Annotated in this window: 26 protein-coding genes; 12 read left to right on the top strand and 14 right to left on the bottom strand. The window is 60.8% G+C overall.

Annotated features, from left to right (window positions below; all coding sequences use genetic code 11):
* The first annotated feature begins 83 nt into the window (after positions 1-83).
* The 3 genes from N5D22_RS09945 to N5D22_RS09955 are packed head-to-tail and all read left to right on the top strand — an operon-like array spanning position 84 to position 1,784.
* Positions 84-458 carry a hypothetical protein gene (locus N5D22_RS09945; RefSeq protein ID WP_223215537.1) on the top strand — a complete coding sequence of 125 codons (375 nt, stop codon included), beginning with the start codon at positions 84-86 and terminating at the stop codon, positions 456-458.
* A complete protein-coding gene (locus tag N5D22_RS09950; RefSeq protein ID WP_279656208.1) occupies positions 442-999 on the top strand; it encodes an RNA polymerase sigma factor in 558 nt (185 codons plus the stop codon). Before N5D22_RS09945 ends, N5D22_RS09950 begins: the two co-directional genes overlap by 17 nt.
* Entirely contained in the window at positions 996-1,784 is a 789-nt protein-coding gene (locus N5D22_RS09955) for an anti-sigma factor (protein ID WP_279656209.1), read from the top strand. Before N5D22_RS09950 ends, N5D22_RS09955 begins: the two co-directional genes overlap by 4 nt.
* Before the next feature lie 6 nt (positions 1,785-1,790).
* Here the strand turns inward: N5D22_RS09955 and N5D22_RS09960 are convergent, their stop codons facing one another.
* Positions 1,791-2,384, bottom strand: coding sequence for a LysE family translocator (locus tag N5D22_RS09960; RefSeq protein WP_279656210.1), 594 nt, complete (start codon positions 2,382-2,384; stop codon positions 1,791-1,793).
* Positions 2,385-2,548: 164 nt separating this feature from the next.
* Here N5D22_RS09960 and N5D22_RS09965 point away from each other — a divergent pair, with 164 nt between their 5' ends.
* A complete protein-coding gene (locus N5D22_RS09965) occupies positions 2,549-3,394 on the top strand; it encodes an aldo/keto reductase (protein WP_279656211.1) in 846 nt (281 codons plus the stop codon).
* A gap of 151 nt (positions 3,395-3,545) precedes the next feature.
* Here the strand turns inward: N5D22_RS09965 and N5D22_RS09970 are convergent, their stop codons facing one another.
* Both N5D22_RS09970 and N5D22_RS09975 read right to left on the bottom strand, forming a co-directional pair.
* Positions 3,546-4,079, bottom strand: coding sequence for an SRPBCC family protein (locus N5D22_RS09970; protein ID WP_279656212.1), 534 nt, complete (start codon positions 4,077-4,079; stop codon positions 3,546-3,548).
* Positions 4,072-4,440, bottom strand: a complete 369-nt coding sequence (locus N5D22_RS09975) for a metalloregulator ArsR/SmtB family transcription factor (protein ID WP_279656419.1) — start codon at positions 4,438-4,440, stop codon at positions 4,072-4,074. Before N5D22_RS09975 ends, N5D22_RS09970 begins: the two co-directional genes overlap by 8 nt.
* A 309-nt stretch (positions 4,441-4,749) precedes the next feature.
* Between N5D22_RS09975 and N5D22_RS09980 the strand changes: the two genes are divergently transcribed.
* The gene (locus N5D22_RS09980) at positions 4,750-5,928 is read left to right on the top strand and encodes a hypothetical protein (protein ID WP_279656213.1); all 1,179 of its coding nucleotides are present in this window, start codon (positions 4,750-4,752) and stop codon (positions 5,926-5,928) included.
* Between the two features lie 69 nt (positions 5,929-5,997).
* Here the strand turns inward: N5D22_RS09980 and ilvN are convergent, their stop codons facing one another.
* Together ilvN and N5D22_RS09990 are read right to left on the bottom strand one after the other, a co-directional pair.
* Positions 5,998-6,570, bottom strand: a complete 573-nt coding sequence (gene ilvN / locus N5D22_RS09985; RefSeq protein ID WP_003507555.1) for an acetolactate synthase small subunit — start codon at positions 6,568-6,570, stop codon at positions 5,998-6,000.
* Positions 6,571-6,589: 19 nt separating this feature from the next.
* Positions 6,590-8,383, bottom strand: coding sequence for an acetolactate synthase 3 large subunit (locus N5D22_RS09990; protein WP_279656214.1), 1,794 nt, complete (start codon positions 8,381-8,383; stop codon positions 6,590-6,592).
* Between the two features lie 381 nt (positions 8,384-8,764).
* Between N5D22_RS09990 and N5D22_RS09995 the strand changes: the two genes are divergently transcribed.
* Positions 8,765-10,774: an ATP-binding protein gene (locus tag N5D22_RS09995; RefSeq protein ID WP_279656215.1), complete on the top strand. Its 2,010-nt coding sequence runs from the start codon at positions 8,765-8,767 to the stop codon at positions 10,772-10,774.
* 9 nt (positions 10,775-10,783) lie between these two features.
* On the opposite strand, the gene miaA is transcribed toward N5D22_RS09995, so the two are convergent.
* Positions 10,784-11,680: a tRNA (adenosine(37)-N6)-dimethylallyltransferase MiaA gene (miaA, locus tag N5D22_RS10000; RefSeq protein WP_279656216.1), complete on the bottom strand. Its 897-nt coding sequence runs from the start codon at positions 11,678-11,680 to the stop codon at positions 10,784-10,786.
* Here miaA and serB point away from each other — a divergent pair.
* Together serB and N5D22_RS10010 are read left to right on the top strand one after the other, a co-directional pair.
* A complete protein-coding gene (gene serB / locus N5D22_RS10005; protein WP_279656217.1) occupies positions 11,679-12,569 on the top strand; it encodes a phosphoserine phosphatase SerB in 891 nt (296 codons plus the stop codon). The two genes, miaA and serB, sit on opposite strands and share 2 nt — an antisense overlap.
* Positions 12,566-13,129, top strand: coding sequence for a GNAT family N-acetyltransferase (locus N5D22_RS10010; RefSeq protein WP_279656218.1), 564 nt, complete (start codon positions 12,566-12,568; stop codon positions 13,127-13,129). Before serB ends, N5D22_RS10010 begins: the two co-directional genes overlap by 4 nt.
* 25 nt (positions 13,130-13,154) lie before the next feature.
* On the opposite strand, the gene N5D22_RS10015 is transcribed toward N5D22_RS10010, so the two are convergent.
* The 8 genes from N5D22_RS10015 to N5D22_RS10050 all read right to left on the bottom strand — a co-directional run bounded on the left by N5D22_RS10015 (position 13,155) and on the right by N5D22_RS10050 (position 20,473).
* Positions 13,155-13,904, bottom strand: coding sequence for an SDR family oxidoreductase (locus N5D22_RS10015; RefSeq protein ID WP_279656219.1), 750 nt, complete (start codon positions 13,902-13,904; stop codon positions 13,155-13,157).
* A 90-nt stretch (positions 13,905-13,994) separates the two neighbouring features.
* Positions 13,995-15,539: a Do family serine endopeptidase gene (locus N5D22_RS10020; protein ID WP_279656220.1), complete on the bottom strand. Its 1,545-nt coding sequence runs from the start codon at positions 15,537-15,539 to the stop codon at positions 13,995-13,997.
* Between the two features lie 193 nt (positions 15,540-15,732).
* The gene (locus N5D22_RS10025; protein WP_279656221.1) at positions 15,733-16,656 is read right to left on the bottom strand and encodes a protease modulator HflC; all 924 of its coding nucleotides are present in this window, start codon (positions 16,654-16,656) and stop codon (positions 15,733-15,735) included.
* A gap of 1 nt (position 16,657) precedes the next feature.
* Entirely contained in the window at positions 16,658-17,776 is a 1,119-nt protein-coding gene (gene hflK, locus N5D22_RS10030) for an FtsH protease activity modulator HflK (protein ID WP_003522368.1), read from the bottom strand.
* A gap of 143 nt (positions 17,777-17,919) precedes the next feature.
* Positions 17,920-18,447, bottom strand: a complete 528-nt coding sequence (locus N5D22_RS10035; protein WP_279656222.1) for a dihydrofolate reductase — start codon at positions 18,445-18,447, stop codon at positions 17,920-17,922.
* Positions 18,444-19,238 carry a thymidylate synthase gene (locus tag N5D22_RS10040; protein WP_279656223.1) on the bottom strand — a complete coding sequence of 265 codons (795 nt, stop codon included), beginning with the start codon at positions 19,236-19,238 and terminating at the stop codon, positions 18,444-18,446. Before N5D22_RS10040 ends, N5D22_RS10035 begins: the two co-directional genes overlap by 4 nt.
* A 92-nt stretch (positions 19,239-19,330) precedes the next feature.
* Complete coding sequence (locus tag N5D22_RS10045; protein ID WP_279656224.1) at positions 19,331-19,639, bottom strand: DUF2853 family protein; 309 nt, start codon at positions 19,637-19,639, stop codon at positions 19,331-19,333.
* Between the two features lie 171 nt (positions 19,640-19,810).
* Entirely contained in the window at positions 19,811-20,473 is a 663-nt protein-coding gene (locus N5D22_RS10050) for an HAD-IA family hydrolase (RefSeq protein ID WP_279656225.1), read from the bottom strand.
* Positions 20,474-20,598: 125 nt separating this feature from the next.
* On the opposite strand from N5D22_RS10050, the gene N5D22_RS10055 reads away from it, so the two are divergent.
* The 4 genes from N5D22_RS10055 (at position 20,599) to N5D22_RS10070 (ending at position 24,739) form a co-directional block, all read left to right on the top strand.
* Positions 20,599-21,537, top strand: a complete 939-nt coding sequence (locus tag N5D22_RS10055) for a sugar-binding domain-containing protein (protein WP_279656226.1) — start codon at positions 20,599-20,601, stop codon at positions 21,535-21,537.
* An 88-nt stretch (positions 21,538-21,625) separates the two neighbouring features.
* The gene (locus N5D22_RS10060) at positions 21,626-22,255 is read left to right on the top strand and encodes an SIS domain-containing protein (protein WP_279656227.1); all 630 of its coding nucleotides are present in this window, start codon (positions 21,626-21,628) and stop codon (positions 22,253-22,255) included.
* A gap of 4 nt (positions 22,256-22,259) precedes the next feature.
* The gene (gene xylB / locus N5D22_RS10065; RefSeq protein ID WP_279656228.1) at positions 22,260-23,720 is read left to right on the top strand and encodes a xylulokinase; all 1,461 of its coding nucleotides are present in this window, start codon (positions 22,260-22,262) and stop codon (positions 23,718-23,720) included.
* A 5-nt stretch (positions 23,721-23,725) separates the two neighbouring features.
* Positions 23,726-24,739: an ABC transporter permease gene (locus N5D22_RS10070; protein WP_279659046.1), complete on the top strand. Its 1,014-nt coding sequence runs from the start codon at positions 23,726-23,728 to the stop codon at positions 24,737-24,739.
* The last annotated feature ends 11 nt before the right edge of the window (positions 24,740-24,750 follow it).

Consider the following 24,750-nt stretch of genomic DNA (forward strand, 5'->3'; position numbering starts at 1 on the left):
TGCCGCAGGGAATAATCCGTCGGGCTGCGGTGTCTCTTGATGTGCTGGCGGCAGAGGCCGCCCGAACCAAGGAGGATATGTCCATGAAGATCCGCTTTATCGTTCCCGCCCTCGTTCTGGCTTTTGCCGGAACGGCCTATGCCGCCCCTATGGTCGAAACCGTCAAGACTGCCAAGGGCGATGTGCTGGCGGGCGAAAAAGGCATGACGCTCTACACTTTCAAGAACGACAAGAAGGGCGTATCCAATTGTTACGACAAATGCGCGGTGAACTGGCCGCCGTTTTTCGCAGCCGCCAGCGACAAGGCCGAGGGCGCCTATTCCCTCGTGAAGCGCAAGGATGGCAAGATGCAATGGGCGAAGGATGGCATGCCGCTTTATTACTGGGTCAAGGACACGAAAAAAGGCGACGCCACCGGCGACGGTATGAACGGTGTATGGGATGCCGCAAAACCCTGATGGCATGAAGGACGAAAAGCGGGGGAGCCATTCCCCCGCAGCCGGCAGCTTCGAGGCGGAGATGCTGGCGCTGATGCCCATGCTGCGCCGTTATTCCCGCAGCCTTTCCCGTTCCGATGCCGATGGCGAGGACCTCTTGCAGGATTGCGTGGAAAAGGCGCTGACCAATAAAAGGCAGTGGCGCGGAACGGGTTTGAAATCATGGGCTTACACGATAATGACGAATCTTTATCGTAACCGCCACCGCGCCGAGAAACGCCATCCTTCCGAGAGCCTGGACGGCCATGAGAGCATCGCCGGCGCAGAGACGCTCTCCGACACGCTGGAGAACGACCGGCTGCACGGCGCGCTCGCGCTTCTTTCGCCGGACATGCGCGCGGTGCTGATGCTGGTGACGGTGGAAGGCTACAGCTATCAGGAGGCGGCAGAGACATTGTCGATCCCGCTCGGCACCGTCATGTCCAGATTGTCCCGCGCCCGAGAGACCCTTCGCCAGCATCTGGCGGCGGACAATATCATTCCCCTGCGGAGACCCCGATGAAACGGCCCGACACCATAACCGAAGACGACCTGCACGCTTATGTCGACGGACTTCTCTCCGACGACGATCGCGCGGCCGTCGAGGCCTGGCTGGCGGAAAGGCCGGAAGAGCAGGCCCGCGTGGAAGAGTGGAGAAAACAGGCCGATATTCTGCGCAATGCCTTCGCCTCCTATGCCGCCGCACATCCGCATGACGCATCCATGCTCGCTCCACAAAAGAAGGCCCGCGCATGGCGGGCAAAACCGGCTCTGCTGCAAACAGCGGCCGCCCTTTTGATCTTCGTGGCGGGCGCTGCAGCCGGCAGGCTTCTGCCGCCGTCTTTTTCCACACCGCAGGACGTGACGCTCGCATCGTTGACGACGGATATTCCGGCGCAGGCGAAATCCGCCTATCTCATCTATGCGAGCGAGGTACGCCATCCCGTTGAAGTCGGTGCCGGAGAACAGCAGCATCTCGCGACATGGCTCGGCAAGCGGCTCGGTTACCCCTTTACCATCCCCGATCTCTCGAAGATCGGATACGACCTCGTCGGCGGGCGTCTTATCCCCGTCAGCGGCAAGCCGGGCGCGATGCTGATGTATCAGGACAAGACCGGCCGCCGGGTGACGGTGCTGATCGGCCACAACGAGGAAAACCGCACCACCAGCTTCCGCATGGCCAGCGCCGACGGCATCGAGACCTTCTACTGGATCGACAATGAACTGGGTTACGCCGTTTCCGCCGAGCTGACGCGCGACGAGGTGCAGGCGATCGCCGAGGAGTGTTACCGGCAGTTCCCGACGTGAAGGCGGTTATTTCAGCATCGGCCACAGACTGATGACAAGAAGCACGGCCATGGTGATATTGAACCATTTGAGCCGGACCGGGACAGCCAGCCAGTCGCGCAGGGCCGAGCCGAAACCGGCCCAGGTGGAAACGCTGGGAAGATTGACCGCGGCGAAGGCCACACCGACGAGAAGCACGGTGAGGAAATATTGCCGCTCATCCGTATAGGTCGCCATCGCCGTCACCGCCATCACCCACGCCTTGGGATTGACCCACTGAAAGGCGGCCGCGGCAAGGAAACTCATCGGCTCCAATGCGGCCGAACCCTCGCTCAGGCTGCGGGAGGTGCCGATCTTCCACGCGATCCAGACGAGATAGAGCCCGCCTGCGAATTTCAGCCCGGTGTAAAGCACGGGCACCGAATGCAGCAACGCGCCGAGACCTAAGCCGACCCCGATCAGCAGCGACAGGAACCCCGCCCCGATACCCAGCATATGCGGGATGCTGCGGCGGAAACCGAAATTCACGCCTGACGCAAACAGCATCATATTGTTCGGGCCTGGTGTGATGGAGGTGGTGAAGGCAAACAGCACCAGCGCGACGAAGGTTTCGACAGTCATGATCTCTCCTTGAGCCGAAACCCTATCCGCCGGCCCATCATCAAGCCACCCCGTGAGGTCGATGGGCGTGGTCAATTTTTTTGATGGGTCGATCCTTCCCATGCCGGGTTTGAGAAGTCGGCACAAAGGACTATTGTCCAATCGACAACCGCTGGAGCGAAACCATGCATGACGACATTCCTTCCGTCACCCTGACCTCCGGGAAAGACGTTCCAGCCCTTGGCCTCGGCACCTGGAACATGGGGGAGACAAGATCATCCGCGCCGCAGGAGGTCGAAAGCATCCGCAGGGCCATCGATCTCGGCATGACGCTGATTGACACGGCGGAAATGTATGCCGACGGCAGATCGGAGGAAGTGGTGGGCGCCGCAATCGCCGGCCGCCGCGACGACGTGTTTCTGGTCAGCAAGGTCTATCCCTGGAACGCCAGCGCCAGAGGCACGGCGGAGGCCTGCGAGCGCAGCCTCGCAAGGCTCGGCACCGACCGCATCGACCTCTATCTGCTACATTGGCGCGGCGAGCATCCCCTCGAAGAAACCGTGGCGGCTTTTGAAAGGCTGAAGAGCGACGGCAAGATCGGCGACTGGGGCGTCTCCAATTTCGATACCGACGACATGGAGGAGCTTTTCGCGGTTCCCGGCGGCAGGAACTGCGCCGCCAATCAGGTGCTCTACAACCTGTCCCGGCGCGGGCCTGAATTTTCGCTGCTGCCCTGGTGCCAGGAGCGCGGCGTGCCGCTGATGGCCTATTCCCCCATCGAGCAGGGCCGCATCTTGAAGAACCACGAACTCATCCGCATCGCCAAGGCCTATCAGGCGACGCCGGCGCAACTGGCGCTGGCCTTTCTTCTGGAGAGGGACGGCGTCATCGCCATCCCGAAATCCGCCAGCGTTTCCCGTGTCGAGGAAAATCGCGGCGCGACCGATCTTGAAATAACCGAGGAAGACTGGGCCGCACTAGATGCCGCCTTCCCGCCGCCAATGCGCAAGACGGCGCTGGAAATGCTTTGATATAACAGCTGATTAAGAAGAATTTCGGACTCTGTCGCTCAAACGGTTGAATCGGAATGTGAACAAGCCTTTTTGCACGCATCACGGCAGGCGCGGGCTGGAAACAACGGCGCGGAGAGCCGCGCCGTCGAAATCGAAGAATGCAACGCCCTTATTGCGGTATGCGCTGCTCATATTCCTTTTTCAGTTCCAGCCAGGCGTCCCAGAATGGCCCCGGCTCCTTTTCCCGAAGACGACCGGCGAGAATATCGAGATGCGCATGCCAGCCGGCGCTGACATTGAGCCTGGTGTTCCTGTCCGCCAGCCGGCGATGAACCAGCGTCAGGAGCACGTCCTTGCCCAGGGCCTGTAGCTCGATCGACACCTCACCGCCTTCGCCCCAACTGAAGACAAGTCGATGCGGCGGAACGACGGTAATGATGCGCGAGGCCATCTTCTCCTCTTCGGAAAAGCCTTCCGGCCGTTTGCCCGGCGGATCGGAAAGTTCGTCATTACGCCAGACGAGTTCGAACGGCGCATCGGGTGCAAGTTTCATTTCACCGGATGCCAGCCAGCGGCGGCGAAGCTCGCTTTGTGTGAGATAGGCCCATACCCGCTCGATCGGCCCCGGCAGCAGCCGTTCGATCTTCAAGGTAGTCGGCTCGACGAGACGGCCATAGGCGTCGGGCATTGCAATATCAGCCATTGTCATTTCCTCCATCTGCAGGGGTTTTTCCCTGATCATCCTCCCTGAGCATCTGCTCAAGAATATCGAGGCGGCTGCCCCAGAACTGCCGGTAGAAATCCAGCCACTCATGCGCTTCTGCCAACCGTTCCGGCGCAAGGCGGCAGACATGGGTGCGCCCCCTCACCTCGCGGCGGATAAGCCCCGCATTTTCCAGCGCCTTGATATGTTTCGAGGCGGCGGCGAGCGATATGTCGAACGGCCGGGCCAACTGGCTCACCGTTCGTTCACCAAGGGAAAGGTCACGTAGCATCGTGCGTCGCGTGGCGTCGCCAAGGGCATGAAAGACAGTGTCGAGATGTGAAGCGGATAATTCAACCATGCTGTTGAATATAGACCGACGCCCCGGAAAGTCAACCATATGGTTGAATATAAATTCATCGAATGGATACGACAAACCGCAGGCCGAACGGCTGACAACAGCGGATCGAGTTTTCGGATCGGAATCAGATTCGGAGAAACTTCATTGCCAACTGGCATTCTTTGAAACGTAAATATCAAAGCGCAAACAACAAGATATGCGCACGAATACATATTAATATACAAACACTCTAATAATCATAAAAACAGTCAAATGAAATAGCGAAATTGATTAAATTTCACGATCTATATTTACGGTAGCGCAACTGGAATGCACGATCATACTGATATATTCATCGGGATCACCAGTATTATGATCGGGAAATATACCAACCAAATGCAAACAGCCCTCCTTTTGGAAGGCAACTTCACCTCCTCGCCATTACCGGGTCTGATCAAGCAGCTCCAGACCGTGTTCAACCGGCTCGGCATTCCCCTGACGTGCCCCGGAATGTCTTCGACCTATGTGCAGATGTTCGGGCCGAACGATCTGCAGGTCACCATCGAGTTCATGGCCGGGCCGGCGGATCACGGCGTTTTCGCTGGCACGCTCGGCTCACCAATCTCCACCATGCTGGTGCCCGATGCCACAGACCGTATCAGACGCCATAAATCCCATCTGCTTGTCTACGTGCAGCACGGTGTATTTGGCGGTGTGATGGGGGAAAAAGGTATTTCGAGCCTGTTCAACGAACTCGGCATGCACCAGCCCGGACATTCGCTTGCCGAGTTTCTCGAGCGGATCAAAATCCTGTCGATTGCCTGCGAAACAATCTGCGCGGAAATGCCTGCAAGCCTGATCCACTGGACACAGAGCAACATGGTGTTTTCATCCACCAACTTCACGACAGTCGTGGAAGAGCCCATCGGTCCGCTGACGGTTCATCCCTGCCTTTACGGTCCGGAACCGCCCCGGGGAGCGGCGAAGCAATATGTCGGCATCCACACCTTGGGGGCAGCAGACTATATTGGGCGGGAAATCCACGTGGAAGCCGCGCCGGTTCCCTGGACGGAATTATATGCGGGCGCCCTGAGTTTCATCAAAATCGCTATCGAGAAAAACGGATATATCATCCCCGATGGCGACATCTTCGGGGTGGAGGGCGATTCCGTTTCTTTCAGGGTTCGCCATGTCGGAGCAAATGCCGAACAAGGCCTGTCGGATCATTACCAACTAACCCTTCGCTACTCTCGCGAACATGGGTATACGATGCCTGATGCCAAACGTCGGCTGACGGTTCCAGGTGGCGTCGACGGCGTTGAGAGGCTGATCGGCACGGCGACGCCGGAAGCACGGGCCCAGCTTCGCAGAATGCGCGAAAGCGCGGCGCTGGCTGAAGGTATCGGCGGCCGTCTCGTCGTGACCCGACCTGCGGATGAGCCGCCCCAGGCCCCCGGACGAACCGGAAACGCACGCATCATCCCCTTTGGAAAACGCACCGGACTATAATTGGAAAAACACAAGCCCGCGACGTAGCGCGGGCTTGATACTCAACGGCGTTTACTTTGCTTACGGAGATTACATCCCCTGCGAGCCACGGTTCATTGCGGCAATACCCGTGCGGCAGATCTCGATCAGGCCGAGCGGCTTGATGATGGCGACGAACTGGTCGATTTTCGAGGACTTGCCGGTGATTTCGAAGATGAAATGCTCCACCGTCGCATCCACCACCTTGGCCTGGAAGGCATCCGCAAGACGCAGGGCCTCGGCGCGCACTTCGCCCGTGCCGGCGACCTTGATGAGCGCCACTTCACGCTCGATAGGCCGCTCCTGCCCGAGTTCGCGGGCGCGGACGGTGAGATCGAGAACCCGGTGCACGGGAACGATGCGCTCCAGCTGCGCCTTGATCTGCTCCAGCACGATGGGCGTACCGCGCGTGACGATGGTGATGCGCGACAGATGCGCCTCATGCTCCGTTTCCGAAACCGTCAGGCTTTCAATATTGTAGCCGCGGCCGGAAAACAGGCCGATGACCCGGGCGAGAACCCCCGGCTCGTTGCTGACGAGAACCGACAGCGTGTGATTTTCGACGGCAGCCGTTTCCTTCTGGATGAAATAGGCGGAGCCGGTGGGTTGTAGGTGTGCGTTCATGTCCTTTTCCTCTCCCGGCTCAGACTAGCTGACGGCCCTTGGCGTCAATGGCGTTGGCAACCGCTTCATCCGTCGCCTCATCCGGCAACAGCATCTCGTTATGGGCTTTACCAGACGGGATCATCGGGAAGCAATTGGCAAGATTGGCGACGCGGCAATCGAAGATGACAGGCTTCTTGACCGCGATCATTTCGGCAATCTTGTCGTCCAGTTCCTTCGGATCGTCGCAATACATGCCGACCGCGCCATAGGCCTCCGCCAACTTGACGAAATCGGGCATGGCTTCGGTATAGGAGTTGGACAGGCGGTTACCGTGCAGCAGCTGCTGCCACTGCCGCACCATGCCCATATACTGGTTGTTGAGGATGAAGATCTTCACCGGCAGACCGTACTGGATGGCGCAGGACATTTCCTGGATGCACATCTGGATCGAGGCGTCACCGGCGATGTCGATGACCAGCGCATCGGGATGCGCGACCTGGACGCCGATGGCCGCCGGCAGGCCGTAACCCATGGTGCCGAGGCCGCCCGAGGTCATCCAGTGGTTCGGCTCCTCGAAGCCGAAGAACTGCGCCGCCCACATCTGGTGCTGGCCGACTTCGGTGGTGATGTAAGTGTCGCGCCCCTTTGAAGCCTCATAAAGCCGCTGCAAGGCATATTGCGGCATGATGACGTCGTTGGAATTCTTGTAGGCGAAGGAATTGCGCGCGCGCCAGCGCTCGATCTGCGCCCACCAGTCGGCAGTCTGCGCCTTTTCCGGCTTCTTCGGCAAAGCACGCCACAGGCGGACCATGTCTTCCAAGACATGGCCGACATCGCCGATAACAGGCACGTCGACGCGGACCGTCTTGTTGATCGAGGACGGGTCGATATCGATGTGGATCTTCTTCGAATTCGGCGAAAACGCATTGATGCGGCCGGTAATTCGGTCGTCGAAACGCGCGCCGATGCAGACCATGACGTCGCAATCATGCATCGTCATGTTGGCTTCGTAGGAGCCGTGCATGCCCAGCATGCCGAGCCAGCTCTTGCCGGATGCCGGATAGGCGCCGAGACCCATCAGGGTCGAGGTGATCGGGAAGCCGGTCAGCTCCACCAGCTCGCGCAGCAGCCGGGTTGCCTCAGGCCCGGAATTGATGACGCCGCCGCCGGTGTAGAAAACCGGCTTCTTCGCCTTCGACATCAGCTCGATGGCCGCATGGATGGCGTTGAGATCGCCCTGGACCTTCGGCTTGTAGCTCTTCTGCTGGATGGCGGCGGCAGGCGGCGTATAGGTGCCGGTGGCGAACTGGATGTCCTTCGGAATATCGACGACGACCGGGCCCGGACGGCCCGTCTGGGCGATGCGGAAGGCCTCATGGATGATCCCGGCCAGCTCGTTAACGTCCTTTACCAGCCAGTTGTGCTTGGTGCAGGGGCGCGTGATGCCGACGGTATCGCATTCCTGAAACGCGTCGGAACCGATCAGCGTGGTGGGAACCTGGCCGGACAGGCAGACGAGCGGAATGGAATCCATCAGCGCATCCTGCAGCGGCGTGACCGCATTGGTCGCGCCGGGGCCGGATGTAACAAGCATGACGCCGACCTTGCCGGTGGAACGGGCATAACCTTCGGCGGCGTGGCCGGCGCCCTGCTCGTGGCGCACGAGGATATGCTGGATGTCTTCCTGCTGGAAAATCTCGTCATAGATCGGAAGCACGGCACCGCCGGGATAACCGAAGATGTGCTCGACGCCATTGTCCTTCAGCGCCTGCAGAACGATCTCCGCACCCGTCATGCGATTGCTGTTTTCCGTATTGTCCTTATCCGTCATTGCCTGTTTCCATCCCGATTTGGCTTTGGATATCGAGGAGCCCGAGGGCCTGTTTGAAGACATAAAAAAAGGCCCCTTAAGGAGCCTCGTTCAGCGCATGGGTGCTTTCGCCGGATGGTTACACCATCCTGCCCATGCGCCGTCCCACCACGATAAGTACGTTAAGATTTTTCATGGGCCGGAGTGTTAGCCACAAAAGCCCCAGCCGTCAACGCATATTGCAGGAAAAAATCACCGCCGCCTTCTTTTATTACCCGAAAGCGGGCTTCCGCGAAATTTTCGAACGCAGTCGGTACACCTGTTGTTAAGCATAATCTTTTATACCGAGATAGCAGATGCTGCCCGAACCACCGCGATCATCCGCATGTACCGGGAAAAAATGTGAATAACGACAGGTCTCATAACGCGTCCCGCATGGACGAAAACGAACGGCGATCCGGCGAGCAACCCGCGAACCGCATGCTCGGCCGCGTCATCGCCTGTAACGGTGCGCATGCCACGATCGTCGCCGAAACGGAGCCCGGCTCGACCGATGCGTCGCAGCTCTGGTCCGTCGGACGCCTGATCTCCATCGAAATGGGCACGAGCCGTGTCGCGGCACTGGTCTTTTCCATGCGCACCGGCGAGGACCATTGGGCGGCGGACAGGCCGAACAGGCTGCTGATTGAGGTCGAACTCGTCGGAGAAGTCTATCGTACCGAGGACGGCAGCGAGCGTTTTTCCAGCGGCATCTCGCGTTACCCCTATCTCGGCGCGGTGGCGCACCGCATCCGCACCAGCGACCTTTCCAAGATTTACGACAGCGGCAGGCGTGACGCCTGCGTGATCGGCAAGCTGACGCAGGACGACACGATCAATGCCGCCATCAGCATTCCGCAGATGCTCGCCAAACATTTCGCCGTCGTCGGCTCGACCGGTGTGGGCAAGACCACGACCGTTTCGCTGCTTCTGAACAAGGCGATCGAGACCGATCCGAAACTGCGCGTGCTCATTCTCGATCCGCATAACGAATTCGCGGCCGCCTTTCCCGATCACTCCGTCGTCATCGATACGGATACGCTGGACCTCCCCTTCTGGCTGATGCGGCTTGAGGAATTTGCGGAAGTGATTTTCCGCGGCCGCAAGCCGGTGCCGGAAGAAATGGATGTGCTTCGCGACATCATCCCGGAAGCCAAAAAGGGGTTTCGCGGCACCGAAGGTTCCGCCGTGCGCCGCACATCCGACAAAAGCGTCATCACGCCGGATACGCCGGTGCCCTACCGCATGGCCGATCTTCTTGCCCTCATCGACGAGCGCATCGGCCGGCTGGAAGGGCGCGGCGAAAAACCCGCATTGCGCGCGTTGAAAGGCCGCATCCTCTCGGCCATCAACGACACACGCTACAATTTCATGTTCTCCAGCAATACGATCAGCGACACCATTCTGGAAACGGTGGCGCATATTTTCCGTATTCCCGGAGAAGGCAAGCCGATTTCGGTGTTCCAGCTCTCCGGCATCCCCTCCGAAGTGGTGAATTCGGTGGTCTCGGTCCTTTGCCGCATGTCCTTCGAACTCGCAGTGCTGGCGCGCGGCTCGCTGCATATGCTCGTCGTCTGCGAGGAAGCGCACCGTTATGTGCCCGCCGACCCCGAGCGCGGTTTTTTCCCCACCCGGCAATCCATCGCCCAGATCGCCAAGGAAGGCCGCAAATACGGCATTTCGCTCGGCGTCATCAGCCAGCGGCCAAGCGAGTTGGACCAGACGATCCTGTCGCAATGCTCGACCCTGTTCGCCATGCGGCTGTCGAACGAGATCGACCAGAAGATCATCCTCTCCGCCGTACCGAACGCATCGACCTCGACCACCAGCTTTCTGTCGTCCATCGGCAATGGCGAGGCCATCGCCTTTGGCGAGGCCGTGAATGTGCCGATGCGCATGCGCTTCGATCGCGTAGCCACGGCCAAATTGCCGAAGGCGAGCAGCACCACCAGCCATGCGAACCACGAAACGCCCGATACGGTCGACCTGAACAGCATCGTCACCCGCATGCGCGCCACAGCCAAGCCTGTTATCACCGGTTTCCAGCAAAGCGTGGAAGCCGCATTTTCCGATCTGCCGGAACCGGCGGCCCCAAACCGGACGACGGACGAGATCGATACCTGGAAACGTGAGCTTGGAACAGCCGCAACAGGGGGATATGAACCCTACCGCCCTGACATGCTGCCCGGACGGCTGCCATCCGCGCCATCCACCACCACGGCAACGGATCCCGCCTCCGGGGCCGTCAACGAATTGCGCAAGGCCGGTTTCCAGATGCAGGCCCAGAATGGCCCGCCGCCTGGAGATACGCGGCCTTCCCTTCGTGAAAGCCTGCTGAAGAAACCGCTCGGCAGCCTCTACCGCAAGGATTGAGGCCGGCTCTCACGGCTGGATGCGCGCCCAGTCCGGCCCCATCTGGTTGCGGAACCACGTCATCTGCCGTTTGGCATATTGACGGGTCGCGGCCGCCGATTTTTCGATAACCTCCGCCTCGCTCATGCGCCCGGCCAGCATATCGGCGATCTGGGCGACACCGATCGCCTTCATCGCCGTTGCATCGGGCGCGAGATCGAGGGCGAGGAGCGCCTGAACCTCCTCCACCGCGCCGCTTTCCATCATGGCCTCGAAACGGCGGTTGATGCGGTCATGCAGCACCGGCCTTTCCGGCAGGACCACGATTTTCTGCGCCCGGTCAGGGTCGACGATCATCGGGCCGCTGGCGCGCTGAAAGTCCCGGATCGATTTTCCGGTTACCTGAAACACTTCCAGCGCCCGGACAATCCGCTGCCCGTCACCCGGCTGAAGCGCATCCGCCATGGCCGGATCGTGGCGGGCAAGCTCAGCGTGAAGGACCGCTGCCCCCTCATCAACCAGCCGGGCCCGCAATCCCTCGCGAATGTCTTCGGGAATGGCCGGCATGTCGGAGAGACCGCCCGTCAACGCCTTGAAATAAAGCCCCGTACCGCCGACGATGACAGGAAAACGCCCCTGCCGGCGCAGATCCTCAAGCAGCGCGGAAATATCCCGCAGCCATTCCCCCGTCGAATAGAGGCTGCTGGCGGGCACATGGCCATAGAGAAGATGCGGCACGCCTTCCATCTCGTCTTCGGAAGGCCGGGCGGTCAGCACCCGCAGCGTGTCGTAAACCTGCATGCTGTCGGCATTGATGACGACACCGTTCCGCTCCCGCGCCAGACGAAGCGCAAGCGCGGACTTGCCGCTTGCCGTCGGGCCGGTTATCAGGATCGCATCAAAATTCTCATCAAGGTTTTTCATCATGGCTTTCGTTGCCACGCTTATCGCCAATCCGTCAAATCCTGTTCTGACACCGGCCCTCGGCGAAGCGGCCGCGAAGGCCGTCAACGCATCGGGCCTTTATTGGCTGGCCGATGGCATTGCCTGCGATATTGCCCTGCCGGAAGGAACGGATGTAGACACCGCCGATCGTCTCCTCCGAATGGCAATCGTCGATCGGAAAATAGACGTCGTCATCCAGGAACAGGATCAGCGCCGCAAGAAGCTGCTGATCGCCGATATGGATTCGACCATGATCGGCCAGGAATGCATCGATGAGCTGGCCGCCGAAGTCGGGCTGAAGGATAAGGTCTCCGCCATCACCGCCCGCGCCATGAATGGCGAGATCGCCTTCGAACCTGCATTGCGCGAGCGTGTGGCGCTGCTGAAGGGCCTGCCGGTCTCTGTCATCGATGACGTCATCGAAAAGCGCATCACGCTGACCCCCGGCGGCAGGGAACTGATCGCCACCATGAAGGCGAAGGGCTACTACACCGCCCTCGTTTCCGGCGGTTTCACCGTCTTCACCGGCCGCGTTGCCGCCATGCTCGGTTTCGATGAGGACCGCGCCAACCTTCTCGGCGAAGCCGATGGCGAGCTTGACGGCACGGTGGCCGAACCCATCCTCGGCAAGCAGGCCAAGGTGGATGCGCTGAACGATATTGCCGCAAGGCTCGACATCTCTCCGGAAGAGGCGATGGCCGTCGGTGACGGCGCCAACGATCTCGGCATGCTGCATCTGGCCGGCGCGGGTGTGGCCCTGCATGCGAAACCGGCCGTGGCCGCCGAGGCGAAGATGCGCATCGACCATGGCGATCTGACCGCGCTTCTTTACATTCAGGGTTACCGCAAGACGGATTTTGTCACCCCATGATCATCCGAGAGACGCCACGACTCATTCTGCGCGAGTGGAAGGAGAGCGACCGCGACCTGTTCCGCGAAATCAACGCCGATGAAAAGGTCATGGAATTTTTTCCCTTCCGCCGCAGCCATGCGGAAGCGGACGCCGTTCTGGAAACCATCAACGGCATGATCCGCGGCAGCGGTTATGGCTTCTACGCCATGGAGCTACGCAAAACCGGCGACATCATGGGCTTCTGCGGCATATCCCCCGTCATGAACCTCGATCCGCCCTTCCCTGTCGGCACCATGGAGATAGGCTGGCGGCTCGCCACCCGCTTCTGGGGACACGGCTATGTTACGGAAGCCGCGCAATCGCTGCTCGTCATGGCCTTCGATGAAAAGGAGACGCCGGAAATCGTCTCCTTCGCCGTCCATAACAACCACCGTTCGACGGCGGTGATGGAGCGCATCGGCCTGAAACGTGATCCGTCCCGCGACTTCGACCATCCGCGCGTGCCGGAAGACACCCATCCGCATCTGCGTCCGCACGTCACCTATGCGCTGACGCTGGAGGAATGGCGGGCGCGATAATATCCCCGCCCGCCGGTTTTGGACTTTACTTCACCGCCGCATTGCCGCCATCGGCAAATAGCGCCGCCCCTGCGACGAAGCTCGCCATGGGGCTTGCCAGGAAAAGCGCTGCCTGCGCCATTTCCTCCGGTCGCGCAATGCGTTTCATCGCATGCAGCCCGGCAGCCCATTCCTTCTGGGCATCATCGCCGGCCATGGCGGTATCGACCCCGCCGGGCAGCAGCGCATTGGCCCGAATGCCCCTGACAGCATAATCGGCGGTAATGCCTTTCACCAGCCCCATCAGCGCCGCCTTGGACGCGCCATAAGCGGCCATGCCCGGAATGCCGGCACTGGTGCCGACAAAACTGGAGGTGAAGACGATGGAGCCGCCGCCCCGCCTCAGCATCAGCGGAATCTGGCAACGCGCACCCAGAAAGGCGGAGGTGAGATTGGCGGTCAGCACGTGATGCCACTCCTCGGGCGAAATCTCCGCAAGAGGCTTCATGGCCCCGACTGCACCGGCATTGTTGACGGCGATATCGAGACCGCCAAAGACGCTCTCAGCCGCCTCAGCCATCCGGGAATGGGTTTCTTCAACACCGGCGTCACCCACGACCGCGCGAACGCGGCCGCCCATCTCACGAATATCTGCGGCAACCTTATCCAGCGCCGCCTCGCCCCGCGCATTGATGATGACGGCCGCGCCTTCGGCGGCAAACAGCATCGCCGTCGCCCGGCCGATGCCGGATGACGCGCCGGTGATGATGGCAACCTTGTTTTCGAGTAATTTCATATCCTTGGCCTCCGTTTGATGGAGACCAAGGATTAGGGAGCAGCCGGGACTACAACCACCCGATTCCTGCATGACAGGGCGGAAAGCGCCTTATTCCAGCGGCAGCGCCACGACGCGCAGATTGCCCTGCGCATCGGCCACCATCATATGCGCATTCTTGCGGCCCTCGGATTTCAGGCCGTTGACGCGCACCAGCACATCGCCCGGAACCTCCATGAAGTCCTGCCCGACCTCGACGATGATATCGCCGGCCTTCATGCCCTTCTGCTCGGCGGGCGAGCCCGGATCGACGCTTGCCACCAGCACGCCTTCGACGCTTTCGGCAATGCCCTTTTCAGCGCGCAACTCGTTGCTGAGCACCACGAGGTTCATGCCGAGCACGCTCTGCGGCGCCTCACGCACTTCCGGCGTCTGGTCCTGCGCCTGATCGTCGGCGCCGCCATCATCTTCGGGCGCGACCACGCCGCCATCGCCGTCTTCGCTCTGCTGATCGTCGGCCGAGGCCTTTTCGTCGGTCGTATCCTGCAATTGCCCGAGCTTGACTTTGACGGTCTCCTCCTTGCCGTCACGCAGGATCACCACATCGACCTCCTTGCCGACAGGGCTTTCCGCCACGATCCGCAGGAGGTCGCGCATCTCATGAATATCCTTGCCGTCGAATTTCAGCACGACATCGCCAGCCTGGATTGGGCCGTTCTCCACCGGCCCGCCCTTGGCGACGCCGGAGATCAGCGCACCCTTGGCGCTGTCCATGCCGAGGCTCGCCGCCACATCGTCGGTGACCGGCTGTACACGAACGCCGAGCCAGCCGCGGCGGGTTTCGCCGAACTCGATGAGTTGCTGGACGATATTCTGGGCAAGCTCCGTCGGCACGGCAAAACCGATACCGATCGAACCGCCGCTCGGGGAAATGATCGCCGTATTGATGCCGATCACCTCACCCTTCATGTTGAAGAGCGGGCCGCCGGAATTGCCCTTGTTGATGGCCGCATCCGTCTGGATGAAATTGTCATAGGGACCGGCATTGATGTTGCGGCCGCGCGCGGAAATGACGCCGACTGTCAGCGAGCCGCCAAGCCCGAAGGGGTTGCCGATGGCCATCACCCAGTCGCCGATGCGCATGCTGCGCGAATCGCCGAACTTGACAGCCTTCAAAGGCGCTTTCGGCTCCACCTTCAGCACCGAAAGGTCGGTCTTGGTATCGGTTCCGACCAGCGTTGCCTTGAGCTTCGAGCCGTTCGGGAAAATCACCTCGATGGCGTCGGCGCCCTCGATGACGTGGTTGTTGGTGACGACATAACCCGCCGGATCGATGACGAAACCCGAGCCCAGCGAACTCACCTTCTCGCCGCCCTCGGGCTTCTGGCTGTCGAAATAATCCTTGAAGAACTCCTGGAAGGGTGAGCCCTCCGGCAGACGCGGCGAAACAGGACCCTTGCCATCGGTCTTGACGTTCTGCGACGTCGAAATATTCACCACCGCATCGAGCAGCGGCTCGGCAAGATCGGCCACCGATGCCGGCCCATGGCTCTGCGCCCATGCCGCAACCGGTGCCGAGAGGCTGCCCGCCACAAGCGCGATGCTTGCGACTGCGGCGATGCTGCTGCGAAAAGGCGGAAGAAGGGTCACGGCCATAAGCGTCCTCGCGTTTCAAATAGTCTTGCCCTGCATATATCGGCAAAGCATAAGGCGGAATGATGAAGTGTAAAAATACCTTTTCGTGAACAGGCGGGGGACGCCTTGCCCTTCGCCACAGCATTGGCACGAAATCGGACCAATAAAGAAAGGGCCGGTAAAACCGGCCCCTCCAAAATCATTTTATCCGCTATCAGTTCGCCGGCGCTGGCGCAGGGGCAGCCGGAGCAGCAGGCGCTGCGCCGTCGATATTGTTGAAATAACGGAAGAAGGTCGAATCCGGAGACAGGACGAGCGTCGTACCGTTGCCGTTCAGCGAATTCGCATAGGCCGACATGGAGCGATAGAACTCGAAGAAGCTCGGATCGCGCTGGAACGCCTCACCGAACACCTTGTTGCGTTCAGCGTCGCCTTCACCGCGCAGCACTTCGGACTGACGGCGGGCGTCGGATTCGAGCTCGACGACCTGACGGTCGGCGATAGCACGGCGGCGCTGCGCCTCTTCGTTTCCGCGGGCGCGGATCAGTTCGGCCTCGGCCAGACGTTCCGACTTCATGCGCTCGAAGGTCTGCTGCGAGACTTCCTGCGTCAGGTCGGTGCGGCGGATGCGGACATCGACGATGCTGATGCCGAGCGATTCCGCATCAGGACGCAGATCGTCGCGCACTTCTTGCATCATCGACGCACGGGCGTCCGAAAGCGCCGATTCGAAGCCACGCAGACCGTAAACCCGGCGCAGCGATGCGTCGAGACGGGTGCGCAGACGCGATTCCGCCGACATCTGGTCACCCGAGACCGTCTGCCGGAAGCGGCGTGCATCCGTGATGCGATAGACCACGAAGGCATCGACCTCGTAGAACTTGCCGCCGGAGACCTGAACACGGATATTGTCGTGATCGAAGCGCAAGGCCCGGTTCTCGACATATTGCACGCGGTCGGCATCCATGAAGGCGAAGGGCAGCTTGAAATAGAGGCCCGGCGCCGTTTTCACGTCCTGGATCTGACCGAAGCGGACGACAATGGCCTGCTGGCGCTCGTTGACCACGAAGATCGACGAATAGCCGAGGAAAAGCAGGACGGCGAGACCGACGAGAACGGCCGTAAGACGGTTACCCATATCAGTTGCCTCCCTGCTGTGCTGCGCCCGGATTGTTGCGCATGATCTCGTTCAGAGGCAGATAAGGCACCACGCCCTGTTTCTCGTCGATGATGATCTTGTTGGAACCCTTCAGGACCTGTTCCATCGTTTCCAGGAACATGCGCTGACGGGTTACATCAGGCGCCGTGCGATACTGGTCGTAGATGGAGACGAAGCGCTGCGCCTCACCCTGTGCCTCGTTGACGACGCGCGACTTGTAGGCGTTCGCTTCTTCGAGTATCTGCGCGGCCTGACCGCGTGCGGCGCCGAGCTTCTGGTTGGCGTACTGGTTGGCTTCCTGAACGAAGCGGTCTTCGTCCTGTTCGGCGCGCTGCACCTCGTCGAAGGCATCGGCCACTTCGCGCGGCGGCGCCGCATCTTCGATGGCCACGGCATTGATGGAGATACCGGCGCCATAACCGTCCATGGTGGACTGGATGATGGTGCGCACATCCGCCGCAATCGCCTGACGGTTATCGCGGAAAATATCCTGCGCCGGGCGACGGCCGACAACTTCGCGCATGGCGCTTTCGGAAACCTGCTGTAGGGTTTCGGCCGGGCTGTCGACATTGAAGAGATAGGATTTCGGATCGGAAACGGTATAGAGCACCGAGAACTGCACGTTGACGATGTTCTGGTCGCCCGTCAGCATCACGCCGCTCGACGAAGACGACGAGGCGCGCGAACCGATATTCTGCTGCTGCTCGGTAACCTTGACGATTTCAACCGTCTCGATCGGCCACAGATGGAAATGCAGGCCGGGCATCGAGATTTCGTCCTTGGGACGTCCGAAACGCAGCTCCACGCCGCGCTCGTCCGGCTGGACGGTATAGATGGACTGGATACCGAGGAAAACCAGCACGACGAGAACCACGATGGCAACCGCGCCGCCGTTGAAGCCGCCGGGCAGGACATTCTTGAAACGGTCCTGGCTGCGCCGGATGATCTCTTCCAGATCGGGCGGGCCGCCATTGCCGCCGCCACCGCCGCGAGGCCGGTTAGGCCCCTGCCCCCATGGGCCGCCACCGCCGCCCTGGTTGTTTCCTCCACCGCCGCCGCCCCAAGGGCCGCCGCCGCCATTCTGATTGCTCCAGGGCATCAATACCTCTTTATAAAAGCCTCTCCCGGTTCCGTTCGTAAGCGAATGCTCGCGTGCGGCGGGAATATCGACCCGTTATAGGAAGGAGAAGCGTCCGTTTCAACGCAGAGGTGGTAACTAAATACCCAATCAGGGTAAATAGTTCACTTTGACGCGGCTCTTCGCACATAAGTGGTAAACAGAACCGGATAATTGTCCTTTTCCCCTGCGGGAGCGGGGATTTCCTCGGTTTTCTCAAAAACGGCAGGATCGATTTCCGGAAAAAAAGTGTCGCCATCCAGCTTTACCGCCACATGGGTGACGGAAAGTTGATCGGCAAAGGCCATGGCCTGACGGTAAATCTCACCGCCGCCAGCCACGAAAACCTCATCCACACCCAATCCCGCCGCCTTGCTTCTGGCAAGCTTCAGGGCCTCCTCCAGCGAGGAGACGACATCCACACCTTGCGGCCGGTAATCGGCATTGCGACTGACGATGATATGCGGGCGGCCCGGCAGAGGGCGCTCGCCCACGGACAAGAATGTCTTTCGCCCCATAATGAGCGGTTTGCCCATCGTCATCGCCTTGAAGCGCTTGAGGTCGGTGGAAAGCCTCCACGGCATGTCGAGATCGCGGCCGATGACGCCGTTTTCGGACACCGCAACGATGATTGTGACGCGCGGCCCGCTCATACCGCGATCGGCGCCTTGATGCTTGAATCGGCTTCGTAGTTTTCCAGCGTAAAGTCTTCGAACTTAAAGCTGAAAATATCCTTCACGTCCGGATTGAGGCGCATCGTCGGCAGGGCCTTCGGCGTGCGGGTCATCTGCAGTCGCGCCTGTTCGAAATGATTGGCATAGATATGCGCGTCACCCAGCGTATGGACGAAATCGCCCGGCTTCAGCCCCGTGACCTGCGCCACCATCAATGTCAGAAGCGCATAGGACGCGATATTGAACGGCACGCCGAGGAAAATATCGGCCGAGCGCTGGTAAAGCTGGCACGACAGCTTGCCATCGGAAACATAAAACTGGAACAGGCAATGGCAGGGCGGCAGCGCCATCTCGTCCACCAGCGCCGGGTTCCAGGCCGAAACGATATGACGGCGGGAGTTCGGATTGGTTTTCAGGCCCTCGATCAGAAGCGCGATCTGATCGACATGGCGTCCGTCCGGCGCCGGCCAGGAACGCCACTGCGCGCCATAGACCGGACCGAGATCGCCGTTCTCATCGGCCCACTCGTCCCAGATGGAAACGCCGTTTTCCTTGAGATAGGCGATATTGGTATCGCCCTTCAGGAACCACAGCAGTTCATGGATGATGGAGCGAAGATGCAGCTTCTTGGTGGTGAGAACCGGAAAACCTTCGGAAAGGTCGAAACGCATCTGGTAACCGAAGACCGAGCGCGTGCCGGTGCCGGTGCGGTCTCCACGGTCGGAGCCGGTTTCCATCACGTGCCGGAGAAGATCGAGATATTGTTTCATGCGTTCTGCCGCCGATTCCCTGATATCGAGGGAATATAATAGCACAGGGCGGCAGAACCAATCACCTAATGCGGGTTTATCCCCGGCTCAAATCAAAGCGACTGGAGCTTGCCCAGTTCCTTGGCCACCAGATAATAAAAGGTCACGCGCGACTTGGAGCGATCCGCAGCCATGGCCTTGGCAACGGCGGCAATCGCCGTATCGGCGCTGTCGTCGGTCACGCCAAGCTTCTTGCCGCACCAGCTCGCCTTGACACGTGCAAGCTCTTCCGGATCGGAAGCGGACACCAGCGATGAATCCCGGTTGCGCAAGGCAATGCCGAGATGTTTGACGATCTTGCCGACAACGGCTTCGTCGGCGGCGGCGTCGTATTTCTTCACATCTGCGAGATAGTCTGTCATGTCCACTCCTTCGTGTGTCCCCGGCCCGGTGTTGCTTCTGGTGACCGGTTGCACGGAGAATGGGACAGCAATCCCTCGTCGTCAAGAATAGTCTAAAGTGTGCGCAGCAATCACGAAACCTTTTCATGGAATTGTCACCGAGCACATTCCAGCGCCCACTCGCCCGGCAAACTACGCCGCGCTAGGCTGGGCCACGATTGTCATAGAACTGTCTTTGTGCTCCACGCGCAGGCCCAGATAATCGGCAACGCTGGCGCGGCCCTGAAGGGTCGAGCTGTTCGTGTGGGTGATCACAAGCACGGAGGCGCCGGCGGCTTCCGCAGCATGGATACCGGCATCCGCATCCTCGAACACCAGGCACCGTGCCGGATCGACGGAAAGGAGCCTTGCGCCGGCAAGAAACGGATCGGGCTGCGGCTTTCCCCTCGTCACGTCCTCAGCTGCGACGATGGCGTCCGGCAGCGGCAGTCCCGCCGCCGCGATCCGCCGGAGGGCAAGCTGCTTCGGGGCGGACGTCACGACGGCCCACTTCCGGGGCGGAAGCATTTTCAGAAATTCGGCCGCACCGGGAATGGCAACCACGCCGGCGAGGTCATCAAGCTCGCGTTGGGTGATTTCGGAAGCCCCCTTTTTGGGGTTGATGCCAAATCCCGTCAAATCGGCCATCGTATCCTCAACGCGCCGACCATGGTAAGGCGGTGTCGGTATGCCGTTCTCCCTGGCCCAGCCTCCCCATACCCGCTCCGAGGCGGCGCTGGAGTCGAGAATGGTTCCGTCCATATCGAACAGGAAGGCGTCAAAGGATTGGGACTGGATCGACCTGAACGACAACATGATGCTTCCTGTGCTTGCTGAATGACGGATTGTAGGGGCGCGGCAGATGCAGCGCCGTTGCTCGTCGACGTGCAATCTGTCAAAAGGTTAGATCAATTGCAACAAATGAGCGAAAATCTTCTCAAATGCCTCGACGCCCACTTCAAAAACTTCAGGCTTCCCTCGTCGCTCGCCGTTTCTACATCGAGCAGAAGACGAAGTCCCAGATCGCCGATGAACTGGGCATTTCCAGATTCAAGGTCGCCCGCCTTCTCGACACCGCCCTTGCCGATGGCATCGTCAAGATCGAGATCAACGATCAGGGCGACATGAATACGGAGCTGGCCGAGAAGCTCAGGCAGAAATATGGCCTCAAGGCCGCCCTTGTTCTGGACGGCCCCGACCTTCATTCGAACGAATTGTTCGAGCCACTTGGCCTGCTCGCAGCCGACTATCTCGAGGAATCGCTGATTGACGGTCAATTGCTCGGCCTGTCCTGGGGGCGCACCCTTTCCGCCACGGGCAAGGCGCTTGGCCGCCTGCCGCGCGTGGATGTCGTGCAGGCCGGCGGCAGCCCTGCGGGGCTCGACCTTTCCCAGAACCCTACCGAACTGGTTCATCGCGTCGCGCGCGCCAGCGGCGGCGCGGCCTATCCGCTGTTCGGCCCCATGTGGGTGGATGATCCCGACCTGATTGCAAGGCTTCGCAACGAGACATCCATCGCAAGCGCCATGTCGCGTTACGACAAGATCGACGTGCTTGCGGTCGGCATAGGCTCCTGGCGGCCGGCGGAATCGTGCCTATGCTCGGGTTTCCCGGAAGACTGGCGGCGCGATGCATTGAAGAAAAACGTATGCGCCGACGTGTGCGCCACCCTAATCGACGAGGATGGAGAAGCCGTGGCAAGCCCGCTCGACCAGACCGGACTGTGCCTCAGCACGGACCAGCTTCGGCGTATTCCCGAGCGCATCGGCATCGGCGGCGGCATCGAAAAGGCGGATGCCATCAGGGCCACGCTGAAAGGGAACTGGGTGACAACACTGATAACCGACGCCGGGGTGGCAAGGAAGCTGATGGCGACCTAAAAGTTAATAACGCTCAAATGAGCGCATATATACTCACTTGACGAATTTGCGTGTCTGTCATATGACTGCCTCATCAGGGAGGCATTCTATGCAGTCAGAACATGAGTGGGTCGGTCGCGCCAAAGAGGTCATCCGTGCGGATGCTGCGGCCATTCTTGGAACGCTTGACGGGGTCGACGAGACCTTTCTGGCCGTTGCCGGGAAATTTATCGCGTGCAAGGGCAAGATCCTGGTCACCGGCAGCGGCACCTCCGGCGCAATCGCCAGCCGCGCGGCGCATCTTCTTTCCGTCGGCGGCACGCCCGCCTTCTACCTGCCGCCGGCCGATGGCCTGCATGGCGGCCTCGGCGTCCTTCAGAAGGATGACCTCGTCCTTGCCCTTTCGAAGGGTGGCAGCTCGGATGAGCTCAACGACTTTTGCGCACGCGCCAGGACGCTCTGCGCCGGCCTGATCTCGATCACCGCCGATCCGAAGTCGCCGCTGGCGCAGATGTCGGATGAGGTGATCACGCTGACGCTTCCCGCCAACAGCGATCTCGGCGCCGTCGTTGCCACCGGCAGCTCGCTTGCGACCGCCGCCGTTACCGACGCGCTCGTCGAAGTCTGCCGCGTCGCACGCGGTTACGGATGGGACAAGCTCCTTTTCACCCATCCTTCCGGCGCCGTCGGCCGCGATGCCGAAGACAGCCTGAAGCGACTGAAAAACGCCGAGGGCTGATCAGATGCAACGCGATCTCGTCGCCGGCGTCGATTCCTCCACGCAATCCTGCACGATCGTGCTTCGGCGTCTGGAAGACGGCGCCGTTATTGCCGAAGCCCGCAAGCCGCACCCGCCAACCACGCCGCCGCGCAGTGAACAGGCGCCCGAGGCGTGGTGGCAGGCGCTCGTTTCCGCCTTCGGCGAACTGACGACCTATCTCCCGCGCATCGCCGGCATTTCCGTGGGCGGCCAAGGCCATGGCCTTGTCATGCTCGGTGACGACGGCCTGCCGCTGCGGGACGCCAAACTCTGGAACGACACCGAATCCGCGCCCGACGCGGACATTCTTCGGCAAAAACTGCCGCTCAAGGACTGGGCCGGGCGAACCGGATCGGTGCCGGCGGCAGCCTTGACCGTGAGCAAGCTCGCATGGACCGAGCGCATGCACCCCGGCACCGTCGCCCGGGCGCGCAAGATCATGCTGCCGTCCGATTATCTTCTCTATCGGCTGAGCGGACGGGCCGCCACCGAGCGCGGCGTCTCCTCGGGAACGGGATACTTCAACCCCTTCACCAATCAATGGGACTACGCGCTCGCGGAACTGGCCGTATCAGGCATCGACTGGGAAAGCGTGCTGCCTGACATCATCGGCTCGAGCGAAGCCGCAGGCGCGGTTCAGCGGATCGATGGGCTTGAGGCGCTTCAGGGCGCAATCGTCGGCGCCGGTTCCGGCGACAACATGACGGCCGCACTCGGCATGGGCATCCGTGCGGGTGACGTGATCATTTCTTTTGGCACCAGCGGGACGCTTTACGGGCGCACGCCGATCGGCATCAAGGATGAGACCGGTTCCATCAATGGCTATGCGGATGCCGCCGACGCCTTCCTGCCGATGATCACCACACTGAACTCGGCAAAAGTAACCGACGCGTTCCGCCGAATCCTCCGGGCAAGCACCGAGGAGTTCGATACGCTCGCCCTTGCGACCGAACCGGGTGCACGCGGACTTGTCCTCGTCCCCTATCTCGATGGCGAGCGGACCCCCGACCTGCCGGACGCCACAGGCATACTCGCCGGTATTCGCAGCGATGTCGAACCGGGGCAGATCGCCCGCGCTGCCGTGGAGGGCGTCATCTGCGGCCTGCTGGAGGGCGGCGATCACCTTGCGTCTCTCGGGCTGGAGCGTAACGGCCGGTTGATCGTGACCGGCGGTGCGTCCCGCTCGAAGGCCTATCGACAGATCCTCGCCGACCTCACGGGCCAGCAGGTCTGGACCTGCAACCTTCCGGAGGCGGCGGCCGCGGGCGCGGCAGTTCAGGCAGCCGCGGCGGTTGCCGGACAGCATACAGCAAAGATCGCCGAACAATGGGAGCCCCGATACGAAATCGTGGCGGAGCCGCGCGCGCGAGATGCCGCGCGGAGCGAGGATGTGCGCGAAGCCTACAGGGCCGCCCTGTCCCTCGCAAAGTGGAGGAAGGAATGACGGACATGACACAGACCCAACCCTATGACGGCAAGGGAATTCGCATCCCCGCCGAAGCAGGCATCGCCTTCGTTCTTCTCGTCGTGATGATCGCCGGCGCAATCGCGTCTCCGAATTTCCTCACGCTGTCGAACATTTTCGTGCTGCTTCTCAACGGCGCGGTCATCGGCTTCCTCTGCCTCGGGCAATCGTTTGTCCTGTTCACGGGCGGTATCGACCTTTCCTGCGGATCGATCGTCGCGATGACCTGTGTTCTTGCCGCCGTCTTCATCGAATATCTCGGCCTGCCCTGGCCGGTGGCAGCGGTGCTTGTGCTCGCGTCAGGCGCTCTCGCCGGCGCATTGAACGGCATTATCATCGACAAGACCGGCGTGCCGCCCTTCATCGTGACTTTCGCCATGATGGGGGTCGCAGCCTCCGTGCCGCAGATCATCACGGGTGCGGAATCGATCCGCGTCATGGACTTCGGTTACCGTTTCATCGGGCAATATAAGCTGTTCGGAATTCCCTTCCCGGTCATCGCCCTTGCCGTCGCCGTCGTACTGGCCGCCCTGTTCATCAAGCGGACCGTGACCGGCACGCATATTTTCGCGGTCGGCGGCAATGTCGAGGCAGCCCGTCTGGCAGGCGTTAATACCTCCCGCATCACCATTCTCGTCTACGCGATCTCCGGCTTCTGCGGCGCCTGCGGCGGCCTGATCTACGGATCGCGCCTGATGACGGGCTATCCGACCGCCGGTCGCGGCGACGAGCTGTTCTTTTCGATTGCAGGTGCAGTGGTCGGCGGCGTCAGCCTCTTCGGCGGCATCGGATCGATCTGGGGCGCGATGATCGGCGCCACCCTGATCGCCACCATCTCCAATCTCATGAACGTCCTGAACGTCAGCGCCTACTGGCAGCCCCTGGTGATCGGCGTGATCATCCTTGTCGGCGTGACCTTTGACACGATGCGTTCATCCAGCCGGCTCTCCCTGCCCTGGGTCGCCCTGCTGAAGAAGAAGTTTTCGGCCAGCGCCTGAACGCGCGGACC

Origin of the sequence: Agrobacterium sp. GD03872, assembly GCF_029840625.1 — a bacterium.
In the GTDB taxonomy this organism is placed as follows: domain Bacteria; phylum Pseudomonadota; class Alphaproteobacteria; order Rhizobiales; family Rhizobiaceae; genus Agrobacterium; species Agrobacterium fabrum_A.